Source organism: Microcoleus sp. Pol7_B2 (assembly GCF_036701035.1).
In the GTDB taxonomy this organism is placed as follows: domain Bacteria; phylum Cyanobacteriota; class Cyanobacteriia; order Cyanobacteriales; family Microcoleaceae; genus Microcoleus.
The window spans coordinates 1-17,975 of sequence record NZ_JAUBQB010000077.1 but is presented as its reverse complement, the minus strand read 5'-3'; the positions used below and the strand labels follow the sequence as shown (position 1 = coordinate 17,975).

19 protein-coding genes are annotated in these 17,975 nt (G+C 47.5%); 12 read left to right on the top strand and 7 right to left on the bottom strand.

What is annotated here, in order from left to right; genetic code table 11:
• Window positions 1-5 precede the first annotated feature (5 nt).
• Window positions 6-2,102, top strand: a complete 2,097-nt coding sequence (gene recJ / locus QUA57_RS22940) for a single-stranded-DNA-specific exonuclease RecJ (protein WP_333063801.1) — start codon at window positions 6-8, stop codon at window positions 2,100-2,102.
• A 121-nt stretch (window positions 2,103-2,223) separates the two neighbouring features.
• On the opposite strand, the gene psb30 is transcribed toward recJ, so the two are convergent.
• Entirely contained in the window at window positions 2,224-2,364 is a 141-nt protein-coding gene (gene psb30, locus QUA57_RS22935; RefSeq protein ID WP_242717077.1) for a photosystem II reaction center protein Ycf12/Psb30, read from the bottom strand.
• A gap of 356 nt (window positions 2,365-2,720) precedes the next feature.
• Here psb30 and QUA57_RS22930 point away from each other — a divergent pair, with 356 nt between their 5' ends.
• The 3 genes from QUA57_RS22930 (at window position 2,721) to QUA57_RS22920 (ending at window position 4,137) form a co-directional block, all read left to right on the top strand.
• A complete protein-coding gene (locus QUA57_RS22930) occupies window positions 2,721-3,095 on the top strand; it encodes a YkgJ family cysteine cluster protein (protein ID WP_333063803.1) in 375 nt (124 codons plus the stop codon).
• A 199-nt stretch (window positions 3,096-3,294) separates the two neighbouring features.
• Window positions 3,295-3,618, top strand: a complete 324-nt coding sequence (locus QUA57_RS22925) for a hypothetical protein (RefSeq protein ID WP_333042370.1) — start codon at window positions 3,295-3,297, stop codon at window positions 3,616-3,618.
• Between the two features lie 231 nt (window positions 3,619-3,849).
• A complete protein-coding gene (locus tag QUA57_RS22920; RefSeq protein WP_333042371.1) occupies window positions 3,850-4,137 on the top strand; it encodes a YggT family protein in 288 nt (95 codons plus the stop codon).
• Window positions 4,138-4,396: 259 nt separating this feature from the next.
• Here the strand turns inward: QUA57_RS22920 and QUA57_RS22915 are convergent, their stop codons facing one another.
• From QUA57_RS22915 to QUA57_RS22905, 3 genes are all read right to left on the bottom strand, one after another.
• On the bottom strand, window positions 4,397-4,828 hold the full coding sequence (locus tag QUA57_RS22915; protein WP_190657424.1) for a hypothetical protein: 432 nt from the start codon (window positions 4,826-4,828) through the stop codon (window positions 4,397-4,399).
• Between the two features lie 107 nt (window positions 4,829-4,935).
• Window positions 4,936-5,949 carry a shikimate dehydrogenase gene (locus QUA57_RS22910; RefSeq protein WP_333063806.1) on the bottom strand — a complete coding sequence of 338 codons (1,014 nt, stop codon included), beginning with the start codon at window positions 5,947-5,949 and terminating at the stop codon, window positions 4,936-4,938.
• A gap of 175 nt (window positions 5,950-6,124) precedes the next feature.
• Window positions 6,125-7,489 carry a P-loop NTPase fold protein gene (locus tag QUA57_RS22905; RefSeq protein WP_333063808.1) on the bottom strand — a complete coding sequence of 455 codons (1,365 nt, stop codon included), beginning with the start codon at window positions 7,487-7,489 and terminating at the stop codon, window positions 6,125-6,127.
• 1,051 nt (window positions 7,490-8,540) lie between these two features.
• Between QUA57_RS22905 and QUA57_RS22900 the strand changes: the two genes are divergently transcribed.
• Complete coding sequence (locus tag QUA57_RS22900) at window positions 8,541-9,881, top strand: alkaline phosphatase PhoX (protein ID WP_333063812.1); 1,341 nt, start codon at window positions 8,541-8,543, stop codon at window positions 9,879-9,881.
• A 158-nt stretch (window positions 9,882-10,039) separates the two neighbouring features.
• Window positions 10,040-10,492: a DUF732 domain-containing protein gene (locus tag QUA57_RS22895; RefSeq protein WP_333063814.1), complete on the top strand. Its 453-nt coding sequence runs from the start codon at window positions 10,040-10,042 to the stop codon at window positions 10,490-10,492.
• 309 nt (window positions 10,493-10,801) lie between these two features.
• Here the strand turns inward: QUA57_RS22895 and arr are convergent, their stop codons facing one another.
• From arr to QUA57_RS22880, 3 genes are all read right to left on the bottom strand, one after another.
• Window positions 10,802-11,236 carry an NAD(+)--rifampin ADP-ribosyltransferase gene (gene arr, locus QUA57_RS22890; RefSeq protein WP_333063817.1) on the bottom strand — a complete coding sequence of 145 codons (435 nt, stop codon included), beginning with the start codon at window positions 11,234-11,236 and terminating at the stop codon, window positions 10,802-10,804.
• A gap of 35 nt (window positions 11,237-11,271) precedes the next feature.
• Entirely contained in the window at window positions 11,272-11,463 is a 192-nt protein-coding gene (locus tag QUA57_RS22885) for a hypothetical protein (RefSeq protein WP_333063819.1), read from the bottom strand.
• 81 nt (window positions 11,464-11,544) lie between these two features.
• Window positions 11,545-14,313: a phycobilisome rod-core linker polypeptide gene (locus QUA57_RS22880; protein WP_333063821.1), complete on the bottom strand. Its 2,769-nt coding sequence runs from the start codon at window positions 14,311-14,313 to the stop codon at window positions 11,545-11,547.
• A 150-nt stretch (window positions 14,314-14,463) separates the two neighbouring features.
• On the opposite strand from QUA57_RS22880, the gene QUA57_RS22875 reads away from it, so the two are divergent.
• The 6 genes from QUA57_RS22875 (at window position 14,464) to QUA57_RS22850 (ending at window position 17,939) form a co-directional block, all read left to right on the top strand.
• The gene (locus QUA57_RS22875) at window positions 14,464-14,736 is read left to right on the top strand and encodes a hypothetical protein (RefSeq protein WP_333251352.1); all 273 of its coding nucleotides are present in this window, start codon (window positions 14,464-14,466) and stop codon (window positions 14,734-14,736) included.
• Window positions 14,737-14,778: 42 nt separating this feature from the next.
• Window positions 14,779-14,934, top strand: coding sequence for a hypothetical protein (locus tag QUA57_RS22870; protein WP_333063824.1), 156 nt, complete (start codon window positions 14,779-14,781; stop codon window positions 14,932-14,934).
• A gap of 60 nt (window positions 14,935-14,994) precedes the next feature.
• Window positions 14,995-16,230: a class I SAM-dependent methyltransferase gene (locus tag QUA57_RS22865; protein ID WP_333063826.1), complete on the top strand. Its 1,236-nt coding sequence runs from the start codon at window positions 14,995-14,997 to the stop codon at window positions 16,228-16,230.
• 306 nt (window positions 16,231-16,536) lie between these two features.
• Entirely contained in the window at window positions 16,537-17,202 is a 666-nt protein-coding gene (locus QUA57_RS22860) for a hypothetical protein (protein WP_333063829.1), read from the top strand.
• A gap of 141 nt (window positions 17,203-17,343) precedes the next feature.
• On the top strand, window positions 17,344-17,580 hold the full coding sequence (locus QUA57_RS22855) for a DUF433 domain-containing protein (RefSeq protein ID WP_333063835.1): 237 nt from the start codon (window positions 17,344-17,346) through the stop codon (window positions 17,578-17,580).
• Between the two features lie 44 nt (window positions 17,581-17,624).
• Entirely contained in the window at window positions 17,625-17,939 is a 315-nt protein-coding gene (locus QUA57_RS22850; protein WP_333251356.1) for a DUF5615 family PIN-like protein, read from the top strand.
• The last annotated feature ends 36 nt before the right edge of the window (window positions 17,940-17,975 follow it).

The window sequence follows — 17,975 nt, the reverse complement described above, 5'->3', positions numbered from 1 at the left end:
CTTCCGTGCAAGAGATACCGACATCTGTGCCTCCGCATTTTCACCGATTGCCAAACCAACGGTGGCAAATTTATTCGCCTCAAACACAGCAAGCCGAACAGTTTGCCGCCGAAATCGGTTTGTCGCCCTTGCTGGCACAGGTACTGATTAACCGGGGCATCGATTCTCTGAAAGAAGTGCAAGGGTTTATCGAACCGGAATCTCTGGTTTTGCCCGCGCCAACCGATGAGTTTCCTGATTTGGCTGCGAGTGTCAAACTGTTGCGGGAAGCGATTTCGGGAGGGCAAAAAATTGCGATTTGCGGCGACTACGATGCTGACGGGATGACGAGTACGGCTTTGTTGTTACGCGCTCTGAGGCTGCTGGGGGCGAATGTGGATTATGCTATTCCCAGCCGGATGCGAGAAGGTTATGGGATTAACGATCGCATTGTAGAAGAATTTCACTCGGAAGGTGTCGCTCTCATTCTCACGGTTGACAACGGAATTGCAGCCTACGGCCCGGTTGCTAGAGCGCGAGAACTCGGTGTCAAAGTTATTATTACAGACCACCACGATTTGCCACCAAAACTGCCGCCTGCCGATGCTATTCTCAACCCGAAATTAATTGCAGAATCTTCACCTTATCGCGGTTTGGCTGGCGTAGGCGTTGCTTATGTTTTGGCGATTACTTTGGCTCAGGATATGCAGAAAGTGGGCGGGTTGGTGAATCCGCTGCTGGAGTTATTTACGTTGGGAACTATTGCGGATTTAGCACCTTTGACAGGAGTTAATCGGCGGTGGGTAAAGCGTGGTTTACGGCTGTTGCCTCACTCGCAATTGGCGGGTATTCAGGCTTTGATTCAGGTGGCGGGAGTGCAGCCGGGAAGTGCGGAAAGTCCCTCAATTCTCAACTCGCAAAATAAAACTAAGAATTCCTTAAAGCCTGAAGATATTGGTTTTCGACTTGGGCCCCGGATTAATGCTGTGGGGCGGCTGGCTGACCCTCAAATTGTGATAGAGTTGCTGACCACGGACGATCGCGAATTGGCTCTGAAAAATGCGATGCAGTGCGAACAAATCAATCAGCGCAGGCAGGAGTTGTGCCAGGAAATAGAGCAGGAAGCAATTGCTTGGTGCGAGGAAAAGGCGATCGACTTGCAGCAAGAACGAGTTTTAGTTGTCGTGCAACCGGGTTGGCACCACGGGGTGATCGGGATTGTAGCTTCTCGGTTGGTGGAACGCTACGGCGTACCTGTGTTTATTGGTACTTTTGAGGATGAGGCTGGCGAGAACGAGGCTGTAGGGACGGTCGCCCATAAAATTGTCCGGGGCTCGGCGAGGGGAATTCCTGAGTTTAATGTATTTGACGGCCTGAATTTTTGCGCGGATTTATTAACTAAATTTGGCGGACACAAAGCGGCTGGCGGTTTTTCTATGCCGGCCCAGAATCTTGAACAATTCCGCAATCAACTGTCAGTTTTTGCCAATCAATGCTTGCAGCCGGAACACCTAAAACCGCTGGTTTCAGTAGATGTGCGAGCGGATTTGGCTGAGATTAATCTCGACCTTTACCGACAAATTGATGCTCTGGAACCTTGCGGAATAGAAAATAAGGCTCCTGTATTTTGGACGCCTAATGTTTGCATAACTGAACAGAAAATTGTGGGTAAAGGAGGTCACGTTAAACTAACTGCAACTCAAGATGGAAATGTATCGGCTAGTGTGAAGGCGATTGCTTGGCGTTGGGGGGAATATTTTCCTTTGCCTCGGCGGGTGGATATTGCTTACCGATTGCGGGAAAATAGTTTTAATGGCAAGACATCGGTTGAGTTAGAATTGTTGGGCGTTCGGCTGCCTGCCGATGCTGCTACTTCGAGACCGCCGAGGTTCGGAAAAGTGGAGTTTGATTATTGCGATCGCACTTATTCTTGCAGTCTATCTCCTGCAGGCTCGATCGAGGAATTGAGAATTCGCAACTCTCAAGGGCAAGTTCTGGCTGTTTCACCCGGACAAAACATCGGTTTGTTAGGTAACTCCCGCAAAGATGCTAGAGAAGTCGATGTATCTCTACCTTTTTTTGAGAATTTGATTCAAACTGCTAAACACGCCCTGGGTATTTGATAACTCGGTATTTGATAAAAAATTTCGTGCATCATGGAAAATTGGCGATCGAGCCTTGTGAATTTTGCATCATTTAAAACTCAAAACTCCCAACTCTCGATCGCCCCGGAGCGTGCTATAATTACAGGTCGCCGCCTCTAGCTGCCAACAGAAAAATCACGATCGGGCCCGAAAGCACGACGGCTGCGAGTAAAGCTACCTGAACAATGAGTTGGTAGTCTACACCAGCCATACCACTGAAAAGATCGGTTATAAAGTCCATGTGTCCTCCTGACTGTAGTGATTAAGTCTAGATTGTTGAATTAGAAAATCCGCTTCTGATTTTACCGGGCGATCGACCATATTTTTTAAGGAACTTTACAAAATTCAACAAAATGTAAACTGCGATCGACCTCTCAGTGACAGCAAACCAGGGACTTGAGGCCCCTTCCCCGAAAGTGAGCGGAATCTAAAACCTCAAATCTAAAATCGAAGACCCCTGGAGGAGATCCGCCTCGGGGGCTGGCAATTGATATACTTGAAGAGCCCCAATCTCCTAAAGTTTTGTATTTTCCCGATTATGCTCCGAATCTAAAATCTAAAATCTAAAATCTAAAATCTAAAATCTAAAATCAAACTATGGCTACTTGGCGTTGCGTAAAGCAGTGCGGTGCTTGTTGTTACCTCGACCCAACAGAGCGCCCAGACTTAGACGAGTATTTATCTGAAGACGAATTATCGCTCTATTTGAGCTTAGTCGGAGATGACGGTTGGTGTATCAATTTTGACAAAGCGACTCGAGAATGCGGAATTTACGCCGATCGACCGCGCTTTTGTCGGGTAGACTCAGAGGTGTTTGAGGAGATGTACGGCGTTGAGCCGGCTCAATTGAACGATTTCGCGATCGAGTGCTGCTTGGAACACATTGAAGATCTTTATGGCGATCGATCTTTGGAAATGATCCGCTTTAACTCTGAAGTCGGAATTCTCGCCTTACCTGACGGTGTTTCATAATTGCGGGATAATTTTGATTTTTTTTGGGGGATGGGCCCCTGATCCCGAAGGCGTGTATTTTCACAGCAGGCGGGACACCCCACAACCATCCTCATCAAATGGGGCAACGCCTACCTCACCACTAACAATCTCCCAGTTTCTCACCGGTAGAGTGTCAAAATAAACAAATCAAGGAAATATCGCGCAGTTGAGTTGAGCTATGAGTAATCGAGAGGGTTTTACAGGGGGATTTATTGCCGGAGCTGCCGTTGGCGGCTTGGTGGGTGCAGTTTTGGGTGCGGTGCTGTCGCGGCGCGCTGCTGAAGCTTTGCTGAATGAACCTTCAGACGCAAAAACCAGAAAAATCCGCCAGAGGAAAGCCAGCCAACTCGAAGCCGACAGCATGGAAGTAGCAAGGCTGAGTTTAGAAGATAAAATTGCCCAGCTTAATCAGGCAATAGATGACGTGCGGCTGCAACTCGGCGACGTAAACGGCAACGCGCCGGCGCCGGGCAGCGAGGGTTCGATCCCTCAAGACTCCTAACTCCTTTTTAAGATTTTAGATTAGTCGGGCAGATCAATGCGCGCTACTGACATCTTGCACCATTCTCGCTTCACAGGCTTTTCAGGCCTGTGAAGCCAAGAGTGAATTTTATTGTGGGCCGTTACTCTTCTAGCCCGCCCGTAAACAGCCTCATGCTACCCCTGTCCCCCACCTATGCTAAACTTTAAGTTAAAGTGTCTGTAAACTTTACTCAAACTTCAACGAGAATATATGAGTTATTCCATAGGCCTTTTGGCAACCACGCTGTCCACCTTTCTGCAAATCTATGTAGCCCTAATGATTTTTCGGGTGCTATTAAGCTGGTTCCCGAATATCAATTGGTACGACCCCCCGTTTTCGATTTTGAGTCAGTTAACAGATCCTTACCTGAATCTATTCCGATCGATTATCCCCCCCTTGGGAGGGATTGACTTTTCGCCACTGATTGCTTTTTTTGTACTTCAGTTCGGCTCGGAATTCTTGATCAATCTTTTGACCAGCTTGCAAACATCCTTGTAGTTTGAAAAGCTTAAGTTTTTAAGCATCGAGCGTAAATTGTTTGGCAGACGTAGCTGCAGGCAACTAAATTTTAGATTTGAGATTTTTAGATGAACTCCCCGGTTGAAAAGCTGGGGAGTTCATCGTACATGAGAAATGAGAAATAGCCAGCCACTCAACAATCTCAAATCTAAAATCTACAATCCAAAACTGCCTCGCGGTTTCACGGACAGCCAACCCAAAATCTCAAATCAGCAATCTAAAATCTCAAAGAGTTTCGTTAGCGGCGAACCACGCCAGTAAAACCTGTAGCTTTAAATTGCTTGAGCTTCAAAGGTGTTCGTTGATTGGCGGCAACCGAAATTCTGAGCTGAAAATCGCTAACTCCGGGAGGAACTTCTTCTATAGAACCCAAGCGAGTCCGGTTTTGCATCACCGGATTGTCGTCAGCATCATAAATGCGGCCGAAAATATCGGCATTGACAACTGGTTTGCCCGTGCTATTTTCAGCTTTCCCAGTAATCAAAAAGCAGGTAGCTTCCATAGAACTGCCACTGGTGACTGTTCCTTCTCCCATCTCTGCCGGACATTCGCGATAAGAAAGGTCGGAAAGTTTAATCTGCGTCAGAGCCCAAGCAGGTGGAGTAAATACCAAACTAAAAATTCCGATTAGGCAAGTAGCAAAAAAAAGGCTGATAGCTCGAAATTTCATAAATTGCGGGGCAAGTATATTTTAATTCTCAGCTTAGCGCGAATTCAGCCTCAAATTCCTACTTCTAGGAATTCGGAAAACTACAGCTACTTTTTTAAGAAATGGCATTAATCTAGACCTAAATGCTGTCGCAAGGCTTGGCGCATCACATCGACTGGGACGGATTCTTTGTTGAGCCAAATTTTTAAGGCGGCTGCTCCTTGTTGAACTAGCATTTCGAGTCCGTCAATAGCTCGCGCTCCCCTAAGCTGTGCATCTTTGAGAAACTGGGTAGGATTAGGGGTGTAAATTAAATCATAGACGATCGCACCTGCTGAAATTCCATCGATCTCACCATCCGCAACCGGCGACTTTTCCCCCTGCGGATACATCCCCACAGGCGTCGTGTTCACCAGCAAATCTGCCTGCGAGATTAACATTGACAAATTCTCCCAAGTATGAACCTGCAAATTCTGCACGGGCATCGGAGAATTGACCCAACTCTGCTGAAATTCCGCTAAATTTTGTTCGCTGCGGCCGACAACGTGAATCTCTACACATCCCAATTGAGCGCATCCAGCCACAACAGCTCTCGCCGCCCCCCCATTTCCCAAAATTACCGCTACTTTCTGACTCCAATCGGAACCCCCCCTAGCCCCCCCTTGGTAAAGGGGGGGACAGGATTCAACAGCCCGTGTTTCGTAAGGAGGCGAATCAGATTCAACAACCGTATTGCCCCTTTCTAAGCCAGAGGTCGCGTCTTTAGCCCCCCCTTGGTAAGGGGGGGTTGGGGGGGTTTGCAGCGGCGCGAGAAAGCCTTCTACGTCAGTATTTGTGCCACACCAACCTTTGTCAGTCAGGTATACGGTATTGACTGCGCCGATCACTCGGGCGATCGGGGAAACTTCCGACAGCAGCGGTAAAATTGCTTGTTTGTGCGGAATCGTGATGCTAAATCCGCGAACGCCGATCGCAGCAAATCCTGCAAGAGCAGCTTTTAAATCCCCTGGTTTTACTGGAAACGGCAAGTAAACAAAATCGACTCCCAAGTGGGAAATAGCAGCATTGTGCATTGCCGGCGACAGAGAATGTTCGACAGGATGGCCAATTACTCCCAGCAGTTTAGTAGTGCCTTTAATCATTTTTGGTAGTTGAGTGTTGAGAGTTGACTGTTAACGGTTTAGTTTTGTTATTTCATACCAGATCCTGCTACAGTTGGGCCCTTATTCTTTCGTCGGCTAGCAGTGAACTTCGTTGGTTCAAAAGCGATTTTCCTCGCCGAGTGACTGTAAACCGTCAACTGTTAACTGTCAACTCTCAACTCTCAACTGTTTGCCGAAACTCTTTGGCGTCAGCCAAAATCGGATTGACATCAAACCAATAATCCTCGCCGTAACGGTATTCAAACACCCAGAGACTCCGCAGCAAGATTTGGTATTTAGTTTCCCCGTTCACAGTTTTGGTAACGGATACTTGGCGCAGCAATTGCCACTCATCCGGTTCGATCGCCAAAGTAAGCTGGTGGCGGCGCTGGATGATCACATTTTCCAAAGTTTCCCGCGACAGAGGAGGGTCTTGTTTCTGCAGACAGCCATACAGTAGTTGCAGCAAATTGCGGACATGACCGCCGCTGACTCGACACAGGCGATCGAGAGTTTCCGCAGAGTCGAAAACTTTGCCTACCAAAGCATAGCGCTGCGAAGGATGCACCGTTGGAAAAGCCCGCGCCAGAACCATCTGTCGCAGCAATTCCACACCCTCAGAGCACTCAGAACCGTCGCTCAACTGCACCGGCACCATCGGCAAAACCTTCGGATCTACCCCAAATCGATTGGTCAACTGGCCCAAATCGTTAGAGAAAATCAGCACCAAAGGAATTGTATACACGACGTGGCAATTTAGTCTTGCCAACTGTTCGCCGCGATCGACAAACAGGTATTCCGGCTGAAGCCGCCCCGTCGGTTTCGCGCACAGGTGTATGCGATCGAGATTGTCGATAATTACTACAAGTCCTTGTTTCCCTTGGCGTTTGAGTTCTTGATTAGCCGGCTCCAGCAACTCCTTATTAAGCGCATCTAAAATTACGTTAGTTCGCGGCTCCAAATATTGCCTCAACTCCGATCGCAGATTCGGAGCATCTTTCGCCTTAGCAGTAATTTTGCCAATTCCCAACGCCAGAGAAAATTCTCCCTCCGTGCTGGCATTTATTTCCCCAAAACCAGGGACATTAGCTTCAGCGCTCAAGTCTATTTGAGTTTGAAAAACATCAGCAACCCCTTTGAGCAAAGCTTTAAAACCCGTCGGTTGCAGCTTGATTTTCATTTTCTCGATGCTTTCGCTCACCTGACGAGCAACGCTCAACAAAATGTCAGTGATATCTACATCTGCCATGTCTAAATCTTTACTCGACTCAAAGTAAACAACATGAAATCCTTGTTGCTGCAATTGAGCTTGCAGCCGCAGCAATTCTGTTGATTTACCAGAGCCGATGTGACCGGTGAATAATTGACAGGTAGGTGCATCGGGGGACAGACGGCTGATGGTGCGCTCCAATTGTTCTACGATTGTGCCGCCTCGCACTGAAGAGAAATCGATATAGTATTGTCGGTCTTGTTGATTTGCTACTGCCAGGGTGTAGCTGGGATTGCAGGCGCTATAAAATTTCTGTAAATTTAGTTCCATACCCTGTTCCATCTTTCACAACATTATGCCCTAATAGCTTATTCATTTAGCTATTTTACTAATCCGAACAAGTTGCCCGTTTATTCTGCTGTTTGACGGGGCGATCAATATTTTGGTACATCCCTAAACCAGCACTCAAAGATTATACTTAATTTTTGCGTATTTGGAATGAATGGAATTCACTAATACCTCTCACAACTAAGTAATTTATCGTTGTACAGCGAGCGCGACTTCATTTACATCACCGACGAAAATGTGGCAGTAATGTTCTCGGCTCAAAGTGGATATTGGAGTACGGTTAACCGAAAAAAACAGGTAGTAATTAGGTATCTAGAAACAATGTTTTTTTTATAAAACCTTCGCCATTTTCCCAGTAGGTTGGGATCTTGTGAAGCGAAACCAACAACAGATTTTAGATTGGCGATTTGAGATTTTAGATGGGAGCAAACATTTAAAATCTAAAATCTCAAATTGATGGCATTGGGTACAAGTGCCTCAACCAACCTAATTTCTTAGAGCCTTGTGACTTATAGCAATCCTTGCAGGAGTCGTAACTTTTTTACCCCACCCCAACCCTCCCCTTAGTAAGGGGAGGGAGTAAGAAATTCACAAATGATTTAGGATTGCTATAGATGTGAAGGTGTTGTTTAAGAAACCGGGTTTCTAGGCGTGATTTTTTTTTCTACTTATTTTTTATCAATTCTACCATTTTGTGACCGACACCTGCTGCCGAAGCGGGGTTGTGGCCTGTGACGAGCCTGTAGCTCGCCAGAACGCCAACTTAAAAATTAGGAATTTTCGTAAAATTATCCCCGGGCTCAATTAATTTTGGCTCCCGCAAAAACGACACTATTTCAGTCAGTACCACAGCGCCTTCCTATTCAGTAGTAAAAGCACCTACAGTCTTATTTGGAATCAGGTGGTCGCCCAATTACGAGCCGCTGGATTGACTTTAAACAGCTATGAGACCACCTTAATCAGAAGTTAAACCAACCTTATCTTGCTCTTGATGCAGGTTTAGTATGCTTTGTTTAATTCACCAGAAAAGCTCATGCAACTATCACGAAGAAAGTTTTTTACCTTAGCAGGAGCGAGTGCTGCTGGCACTTTTATGATGTCTCCTCTACAAGCGCTGTATACCAAAAAGGCGAATGGTGAATCAGTATTTGGAGGAGGATATGGGCCCCTCGTACCCGATCCGAATAAGTTGTTAGATTTACCCCGTGGGTTTCAGTATCGGGCTTTTTCACGAACGGGCGAAATGATGAGCGACGGTTCCCCTGTGCCCGGTGGTCACGATGGCATGGCGGCTTTCCCAGGTCCCCAAAACACGGTGATTCTGGTTCGCAATCACGAACTGAGTCCGAATTCTACAACACAAGTTGTGGGTTCAAATCCTTACGATCCTCTTTGCAAAGGAGGGACAACCACACTACAGGTTGGACCCAATCGTCAGCTCATCAAGCACTACGCTTCGCTTACCGGCACCTATCGAAATTGTGCCGGCGGCCCGACCCCTTGGGGTTCTTGGATTACTTGCGAGGAGGATGTCTCGACGCCGGCGACTAATAGACCTAGACCAAACGATGCGAGAAATGTATCGAAATCTCACGGCTACAACTTTGAAGTGCCGGCTCAAGCAACAACTCCTGTGAATCCCGTACCTTTAGTTGCGATGGGACGGTTTAACCATGAAGCGGTAGCCATCGACCCCAAAACCGGAATTGTCTACGAGACTGAAGACCGAGGAGATGGCCTTTTATATCGCTTTATCCCATCTCAACGGAACAATTTAAGCGCCGGAGGTACTCTGCAAGCGCTGAAGATTAAGAATATGCCTCAAGCAAAAACTTTTGCCGGCTTTCCCAAGGGCAAACCGATGCCGGTGGAATGGGTGACAATTGACAATCCTGACCCTGCTACGGATACGGTACGGGTCGAAGGTTTCGGTAAAGGTGCTGCCCAGTTTACTCGTGGGGAAGGCATCTGGTACGGCAATCGTGAAGTTTACTTCTGTTGTTCAGACGGTGGCTCTGTTGACGCCAATGGCAGACCGAACGGATTTGGTCAGGTTTGGCGGTATCTTCCCGATCAAGATGCGATCGAACTTTTTGTTGAGGCTGAATCGGCTGACGAACTCGATGGCCCTGACAACATTGTTGTGGCACCTCATGGTGATCTGATCATTTGCGAAGATGGCGATGATGAGCAGTTCGTGGTGGGCGTAACTCCCAAGGGGGAACTGTATCATCTGGCAAAAAATGCTATCAACGATCTGGAGTTTTGCGGAGCCTGCTTCTCGCCGGATGGTAATACTATGTTCGTTAATATCCAAACCCCAGGCATCACGTTTGCCATTTGGGGCCCTTGGAAGTCTCAACGAGGAGCATAACATTACTGCCTTATAGTGCGAGCATTTTATTTGCGTGTAAAACGCTTAATGTTCGCACTATGCAGAATATGGTGAATCACGCCGGATTGTGGCAACATCCGGTGTGGGTTCTCTATAAGCCTATGAAAGTTTAACGGTTTGTGGGAGTTTGAAAAGTCGTGCAATACGTCAGACAGTCGAAACGAGTGTTTTATTCTTTGGTAATGGTGTCGATCGCCTTTGGCGTTGACCTATGTCAATCTAGTCGTTCAGTCGCTCAAACACCCGTTGATTATGTTTGCTATATACAGAAAAGTGATGGTCAAACGATCGACTTAGGTAAGCTTTGTGGAAGTAGTGGCAGCGGCCGCCCGATCGCTTTACAGCCAAATGACCAGGCCTTTCTTAATAGTTATCAACGATCGTTGAGCAAACGGCTCAATTCATCCTCATCCGATGTCGTGTCTCGCGTTCAGCGAAATCCCCAAGCTGCTATCGAACGTGCGCGCGGGATATGTAATGCGCTCAGTGCCGGAATGTCGATCGACTTGCTGCAACCTCAAGGTAATGCTGAAGTTGATGCACTTAACGCTCTGGCTCCTAAATATTACTGCCCTGAGTTTGACGACTGAGCAAGGAAGTTTGAGTGGAGCGAGCGACTCTGCCATTACTGGCGCTTCAGAAGTAGGAGCGGTGGCTGGGATTGCCTCTGTGAGATGGGGGGGGTTACTGTGGCGATCGGGTGAAAGAAAATCGCTTGACACTTGTCCTCAAACCTGCATAGGCTGTTAACAATTGTATCTGGCTGGCTTTTGGGAAATCTCAAAGACAGTTGCTAAAAATCAAACGGATGTTAGAATTTTGCAAATTTCAATAAGTCTATAAAGTTTTAATCCCCTCGCGGGGAAAAGTGAATTGCGACTTTATTTTCACATTTTTGCTCAATCCTCGATTGCCTCAATACCAAGTTGCTTAAGTCGCTCAAGATGCTCCTTCATGGCTTTGAGCTGTTCTGGGGTGTGTCCCTGCCAATCTGTAACCTCACCACAAACCCGTAGCGGATTCCGAGAACGGTATGACTTTGTTGGGTTTCCAGGGAACTTCTTGTCCGTCAAATTGGGGTCATCTTCAATCGGACCAGTCGGCTGTACTATATAAATTCTGTCTGGTCCTTCGCCCAAGGCAAGTTCAGCTCCCCAAATAGCAGCATCCAAGGTGGCGGTTAGATAGACATAGGATGCCTTCTTCCTCTTACCGTAGTTTGAATTAAAGCCGGGTTCTATCAGGTCTCCCTGCTTCAGATTTGCCTTAGTGCCATGATAGAACCTTTGTGAACTTAGGTCTATTGACTTGTCCTCACTTCTGTTTGTGATCATTGTCGTTATATTCTTTGTGAATGTATTTTCTTTTACTACACCTCAGCAGGCTGTTTTTCTTGAGTCTTGAGCCACTCCGTTGCCGATTTCGATTCAGCCTGCGCTTCCTCCGACTGAGTAGCTAGCGACTCCTGATAAGCATTTTCATCACCACCAAAGGAAGCTAGGGATGGAGCAAGGCGGTGAGCCTTTTTCATCCAGACATCTTCAGGTGTTAAAGGTAACATCACCAAAAATCCCCCGCTACAGCATTACCGTAACGGAGGATTTTTGTCAACCTACAAAATTAACTTTCTTGCAGTTTGTTATTAGCTTCTGTCAATAGCAGCCACAGGCTCAAAACTCGGAACCACAATCTCACCATTCTGCTTAGTCAACTGGTTGTACAGTCTTTCAGTATTCGGGAAATTCGCAGCCGGCAGAGTCGGGAAGCGACGGTAAGGAACAGTATCCTCCCCAAACGCCTCGGCATATTCAACGCTGTTCAACATCGCGTTGATAAAGCCCTTAATCCCTTTACTTGCCAAGATTTGGTTGTAGGTCCGAATCTCCGCTTGATTGCGGGGAGCGCGGCCCAAGAAGTGCTTCGTTCCCAACTCAATCACCTTAGTATTGGGATAAGGTGCGTAGAACTGTTTGACGTACAGCGAGGAACAACCTAAACCTTCAATGAACTCCTTGAGATTGATTTCATTGTTGCCAAGTTTGCTTTCCAGCGCCGTGAATTCATTCTTCACAACGTAGGGATTCAAGTCGCGTTCAAAAACTTGACGGTAAGCAGCTTGAATTAAAGTTTTCAAAGCTACCTTGTCCGAAGTAGTCGTCAGCTTGAACACCTTAGTTTGTTCGCGCCGCTTGCTGACACCTTGAGCGAGGCTATTTTGTAACTCGAAATCGCCCCGATCGAGCGCAGTGCCGAGTTCGATAAACCGAGGAGTTTCTGGCGTCTGAGCTTGGACATTTTGCTCAGCGACGGAACCCGATCGCATCGTCCGCATCGACAAACCACCCGGAGTCACATAGCGCTCGTAGGGCACTGTATCTTCCCCGAAAGCTTCGTTGTACTCCATGCTGTCCATGATGCTATCGACCAGCGCGTAGAAACCCTTCTTGGCGCAAATGTCAAAGTAAGCGTTCATTTCCTGGCGACCATAGGTAGGGCGTCCCAGGAGTCGGCGGTGAATGTACTCGATCGCCTTACAAACGTAGAGCTTGCTCCAGTACATATTGCGGAACACGTCCGACTTCGCCAACATCCGAATAAACTCGCGCATCGGAATCTCGCCGTTTTCCAGCTTAATTTCCGCTACCTTTTGGCGCTGGCCGTCGAACACGTCGCGACCAAACACTTGCAGGTAAGCTGCCCGAATCACCGCTTGAGTCGAACTTTCGGTATATTTGACACTGGAAGCATTGCTGTAGCTGCTGGAGACACCGCGGGCAGTTTTCTTGGAAGCAACATAGTTGCTCGGTAACTGGTCTAATTTAAAGACCTTGGGGCCCAGAGAACCAGGAGCAGCACCGCGAGCCGCCGGATTGCTCAACTGATTGTCAATCCCCGCACCTTGACGGATTAGGATGCGGCGGGTGTCCTTGCCGAAGGGAGCTGGACGGCTCTTGGGGTTGCGAGTTTCTTTCGGGAAAATCGCGCCAAACTGAATTTCTAAGGGGTCATTGCCAACACCGTAAACGTGCTGGTCTGGCAGAGGCTGGTTGTAGCCGGCAAACAAGGTGATGAACTGAGGAACCTTGCGGAACGGAGCGCTGAAATTGAACAAATCAATTTGCGGGCCCCAGTTGCGACACTCCTGAGCTTCTTGGCCCAAACCGCGTAGGTAAGGCACTGTTTCTTCGCCGAAGTAATCGGAATATTCTTGCGAATAGACCATCGCGTCTACGAGGGCTGGCAGGCCGCCTTTGCTGACGATCGCAAAATACTTGCTAAATTCCTCCCGCGAGCTCAAACCGCGGCCGAGGAAGTGGCGGGCGGCAAGTTCTACAGCACGGCTGTTGACAAACGGCTCGTAGAATTGCTGACGGTACAGAGGAGATTTACCAAGGCGGCGAATAAACTCTTTCATCGAGATTTCGCCATTTTTGACCTTGGATTCCAAGTCAGAAATGCTTTGGCTATATGCGCGGCTAATGTCGCGCTCGAATACTTGGCGGTAAGCTGCTTTGATTACTTCCAGCTTTTCGGCCGACGACAGACCGGTTTTCATGACGAATTTCGATCGCCGCTCGGCTGCGTTGAAGTAGATTTGAGGCAGTTGTAGACCTTGCTGGTCGTTGCTTTCGCGCTGCCGCACCTTGTCTGAAGGTGTGGGAGCTTTGAATTCGGTAATTGCTACGTCGAAATACTGTCCGACGATCGCACTTGCCTCTGCATTGTTTCGGAAATAGCCCAAAGATGCTGCCTTCATTTCCTGCATTGCCACAATTGTGGCCGCCGAAGAGCAAGCATTTTCGATGATTTCCCGCAATCCACGCACGTTCACCGAAATAATGTTCGGGTCGCCAGCTACGATCGCGTAGGTGATGTAGCGCAAAAACCAGCTCAAGTCCCGCAGAGATTTTGTCATGTTGCCCGGGCCGTAGCGCGAGACATTGATCGGCTGAAATCCTGCTGGGATTGGGCCGCTGTAGCCGCCACCGTTGCCAGAAAATAGATTTCCTAGCCCCAAGAAACCGCCGCCACCGCCGTTGCCGCCAGAGCGGCTTTCTACGTAGGTGACATTTCCCAGTTTCATGCCTTCAGAGACATTCGCCGTACCGCCGCGAGCCGCCCCTGCTACAGCCATCGCAGGTTCTTGTGGTCTTTCCAAAAATGCCAGCGGGGAACCGCCGGTAAAAATCCGGTTGGCTGCGCGGGATACTATCAGTTCCGAGTTTTGGGTCAGCGTCGCAGAGATATCGATCCGAAGAGCCCCGGAACTGAAATAACTTGCCAGTTCGCTGAGTTCACCCCGCTGTAGGAAGCGGTCTTGCTGTTCTGCTTGCGAAATAGTTGCGACCGGTACAGTTTGATATAGTTGCGGACGCGCAACCGAGCTTCCACCACTTGCCTTTACAGTCATTAGACTCCTTAGCTCCCTATCTAAATCGTTGTAGCATTTACCCAGACTAACGCTGCTTTCTCATGCAGGTCAAAGTAGGTATTTTTGCTTTGTTTACTTTTTGCCTTTACCTGTCACGAGGTTCGGGCGCGCTTACTTTCTTAGATTAAAATGTTTTGGTTTCATCTTTCTGCCTGCGGGGAAATGTCCGATCCGAAGGCAGGCACGGGGTACTCCCTCCGCTGCGATCCGCCGGCATACCCGTGGAAAAAAAGACTCGGCAGGAGAGTTGCCTTTGGGGAATTGCAGCAAGTGCCGTCAATTAAGGGAAAAGAAAATCAAAAATTTTCTTCTGCCTGTTTCTGGGCCTCTTGCTCTCTTGAAAGACGCCTCCGCTTTACCCGACAGTTCAGCGGTGGGTTATTGACAGTCCTTGTTTGTTAAAAAGCCTGTCGAGATTTATTGTATAGATTTAAGAGAGCTTATATGAGAAAAAATGATAAGTTTTATTACGCAGAAGCTGTCAGGGCTTGGCTATCAGGGATTAGCCGATCGCCCGATCCCTCTGTTTCAGGCTTGCCCAACGCCAGCGAAGCGACACTTTTGTTGCCAGTAACGCAGCAACAGAAGTGCATGGCCTAGCGCTGTTACCCCGTAGCTACTGACAACCAATCTCAAAACCCACGCCCTATTACCTCACCTATGGATACTACGCCTGATATCAGCGCTGCCGTGCGGCGGCTTTACGATACTTTTCCTTTCCCGCCCGATCCTTTGTCCGACGAACCGCCCCCTGGGTACAACTGGCGCTGGAGTTGGCCTGATGCTTACAATTTTTGCACCGGCCAAAAGCCGCGAAAACTCGATATTCGGATTTTAGATGCTGGCTGTGGCACTGGTTCGAGCACGGATTATCTGATTCACCTCAATCCTGAAGCTTCGGTGACGGCGATCGACCTGAGTGAAGGTGCTTTGAAGGTAGCACAAGAACGCTGTCGGCGATCGGGAGCGCGCGAAGCTGATTTTCGCCACCTCAGCCTGTACGATGCCGCCGAGTTAGAGGGCGAGTTTGATTTGATTAACTGCGTGGGCGTGCTGCACCACTTACCCGATCCGATCCGGGGCATTCAAGCGCTGGCAGCGAAGTTGGCGGAGGGCGGTTTGATGCACATTTTTGTGTATGCTGAGCTCGGACGCTGGGAAATTCAACTCATGCAAAGGGCGATCGCACTTCTCCAAGGCCCGCAAAAAGGTGACTATCCCGATGGCGTCAAAGTCGGCCGTCAAATCTTTGCTTCTCTACCAGAAAACAACCGTCTTGTCAAGTACGAAAAACAGCGTTGGGCAGGAGAAAATCAGCGGGACGAATGTTTTGCGGATATGTACGTTCACCCGCAGGAAATTGACTACAATATTGAGACTTTGTTCGAGTTAATTGATGCTTCGGGATTGGAATTTATTGGTTTTTCAAATCCGGGATATTGGCAGTTAGAAAGACTTTTGGGGAAAGCACCGGAATTGATAGAAAGAGCTCAGGGTTTGACGGAACGGGAGCTTTATCGCTTAATTGAATTGTTGGATACGGAAATCACTCATTACGAGTTTTTCTTGGGCAAAAAGCCTGTTAATAAAATTGATTGGTCGGACGATCAGGCACTTTTGGCGGCAATTCCAGAGTTGAGTAGTTGTATGCACGGTTGGCCGAGTCAACAAGTGTTTGATTGCAACTACCAATTGCTCAATTTGTCAAGTGCGGAATTTGAGTTTTTGCAAGGTTGTGTACCCCCCCCAGCCCCCCCTTGCCAAGGGGGGGAGAAAGAGGGAAGCCCGTCTGGCAAAAGCATAGGAGAGATTTTGGCGGATGTGGAGATGGGATTGGATGAAGTGCGATCGATCTTATCAAAACAGCTAATTTTGCTAAGGCCTGGTCAAATCTAAAATCCCAAATGGTGATTTAATTTTCGAGAGACAAGAATGTGGAACTAACTAAGCCCACCTAAAAAAACAGAATACCCAACTCCCCGACTTCGCCGAAGTTGTCGGGGAGCTAAAAGCAGAGCGTTTTACATCAAATCCCTGTGCATTGGAATTGTATAATTGAGGTAGTCCTCAACTAGCTCGTGGTATTTATCCTAAAAGCGTTATTTTATGAATATTAATAGTAGGTTGATTGGGTTATGGCTTGAAAGTGCCCTTATTTCAAGATTGCTTTTTATCCCTTTTATTCAAAAATAGAAAACCAACATGAGTTACGGTGGTAATGAAGATGACTCAATTCTGGCTGGTGTCGGCAGGGCAACAACTGTAGCGGCTCTATTAGAAGAACTCCGCAGGTGGTATAACTGGGGTGAATATGATAGCACTGGTGTTAAAATCTTGACCAAATTAGGTGAGATTGGTCAGGGCGACCCAGAAGCTATCGCAGCACTAGAGCGATCCTCCAGGGGAAATAATCCTAAAACACGTTATGCGGCTCAAGATGCTCTATCTCGTTTGGCTGGAAAAGGAGATAACCTAGCCATTGCAGCACTAGAGAAGTGTCATTCCTATTGGCGCGAACAAGAGCGTCAGAGTCAGGAAAACGCGCAAAGACGCGCAAGGGTAAAAGAGAGAGAGGATGCACAGAAGTTAGGGATTACGGTGGGGGAATTACGGCAGTTAAAGCAATCGGCTTCTTCAGCACACCAGGCACGAATTTTGGATCGCCACGGCAAACAACGATATGGAGACTCTAAGTTTCACACAGGACAGAAGGTTATCTGCTTAATTGGATATTGGAAATACGCGGGACAAATTGGCATTATAAAACGCGCAGTTAATCGCAAGTTTGTGGTAGTCCAATTCGACGACGGTTATCTTACCATTCAAGGCGATGACAAATTTAGGCTAGCGAGCAAGGGTGACAGTTAACTTTTGCACTTTTACAAAACGGTGTATGTCGGTGGCTTCCCCAGATTTGCCGTCGGTAGTAGCGATCGCTTTTGAGTTTATTTTGATATAAGACAATTTAGTCTTGAGTTTTATGAATGTAAACAAATATTTGTACCAATTATTGCTTGCTTTAGGGACTACCACGACATCATCACAATTGAACCTGGAAAACGCAGTGGCCAACCATGTATTCGGGGAATGCGAATCGCCCTCTACGACATCTTAGAATATCTCGCCGGTGGCATGACGGAAGCAGAAATTCTGGAAGATTTTTCAGAACTAACTTCGGCAGACATCAATGCCTGCCTTGCTTTTGCCGCAGATCGTGAGAAAAAATTATTTGTGGCCTCCCTGTGAAACTACTGTTGGACGAAAACCTCTCAGACCGAATTACTTAGAGAATTATCGGTTTTTCTCCCGATTCAGTTCATATCAAAACCTTAGGACTGACAAATACTGATGATGCAGAAATTTGGGAATATGCAAATACAAATGATTTTGTGATTGTTTCCAAAGATTCTGACTTTCATCAACGGAGTTTACTTTACGGTCATTCTCCAAAATTTATTTATTTCCGTGTTGGCAATTGCTCAACATCTAAAATTGTTCAAATGCTACAAGATGAAATCGACAACATCATTAGTCAGTTGGGAGGTAGAGAAGCAGAGAGTATACTGCAATACGGTTCAGTTAAGGCTCAAACCCTGGTAAATTAGGTATTGTTTCCAAAAATGGAGAGTAAGTTAGCGTGC

Excerpts from the sequence above, each read along its gene's own strand:
- QUA57_RS22870 (WP_333063824.1), top strand. The coding sequence starts at position 14,779 with ATGAGAAAAAATGATAAGTTTTATTACGCAGAAGCTGTCAGGGCTTGG.
- QUA57_RS22910 (WP_333063806.1), bottom strand. The coding sequence starts at position 5,949 with ATGATTAAAGGCACTACTAAACTGCTGGGAGTAATTGGCCATCCTGTC.
- QUA57_RS22905 (WP_333063808.1), bottom strand. The coding sequence starts at position 7,489 with ATGGAACTAAATTTACAGAAATTTTATAGCGCCTGCAATCCCAGCTAC.
- QUA57_RS22930 (WP_333063803.1), top strand. The coding sequence starts at position 2,721 with ATGGCTACTTGGCGTTGCGTAAAGCAGTGCGGTGCTTGTTGTTACCTC.
- QUA57_RS22865 (WP_333063826.1), top strand. The coding sequence starts at position 14,995 with ATGGATACTACGCCTGATATCAGCGCTGCCGTGCGGCGGCTTTACGAT.
- QUA57_RS22875 (WP_333251352.1), top strand. The coding sequence starts at position 14,464 with ATGTTTTGGTTTCATCTTTCTGCCTGCGGGGAAATGTCCGATCCGAAG.
- QUA57_RS22880 (WP_333063821.1), bottom strand. The coding sequence starts at position 14,313 with ATGACTGTAAAGGCAAGTGGTGGAAGCTCGGTTGCGCGTCCGCAACTA.
- psb30 (WP_242717077.1), bottom strand. The coding sequence starts at position 2,364 with ATGGACTTTATAACCGATCTTTTCAGTGGTATGGCTGGTGTAGACTAC.
- QUA57_RS22860 (WP_333063829.1), top strand. The coding sequence starts at position 16,537 with ATGAGTTACGGTGGTAATGAAGATGACTCAATTCTGGCTGGTGTCGGC.
- QUA57_RS22920 (WP_333042371.1), top strand. The coding sequence starts at position 3,850 with ATGAGTTATTCCATAGGCCTTTTGGCAACCACGCTGTCCACCTTTCTG.
- QUA57_RS22885 (WP_333063819.1), bottom strand. The coding sequence starts at position 11,463 with ATGTTACCTTTAACACCTGAAGATGTCTGGATGAAAAAGGCTCACCGC.
- QUA57_RS22900 (WP_333063812.1), top strand. The coding sequence starts at position 8,541 with ATGCAACTATCACGAAGAAAGTTTTTTACCTTAGCAGGAGCGAGTGCT.
- arr (WP_333063817.1), bottom strand. The coding sequence starts at position 11,236 with ATGATCACAAACAGAAGTGAGGACAAGTCAATAGACCTAAGTTCACAA.
- QUA57_RS22925 (WP_333042370.1), top strand. The coding sequence starts at position 3,295 with ATGAGTAATCGAGAGGGTTTTACAGGGGGATTTATTGCCGGAGCTGCC.
- QUA57_RS22915 (WP_190657424.1), bottom strand. The coding sequence starts at position 4,828 with ATGAAATTTCGAGCTATCAGCCTTTTTTTTGCTACTTGCCTAATCGGA.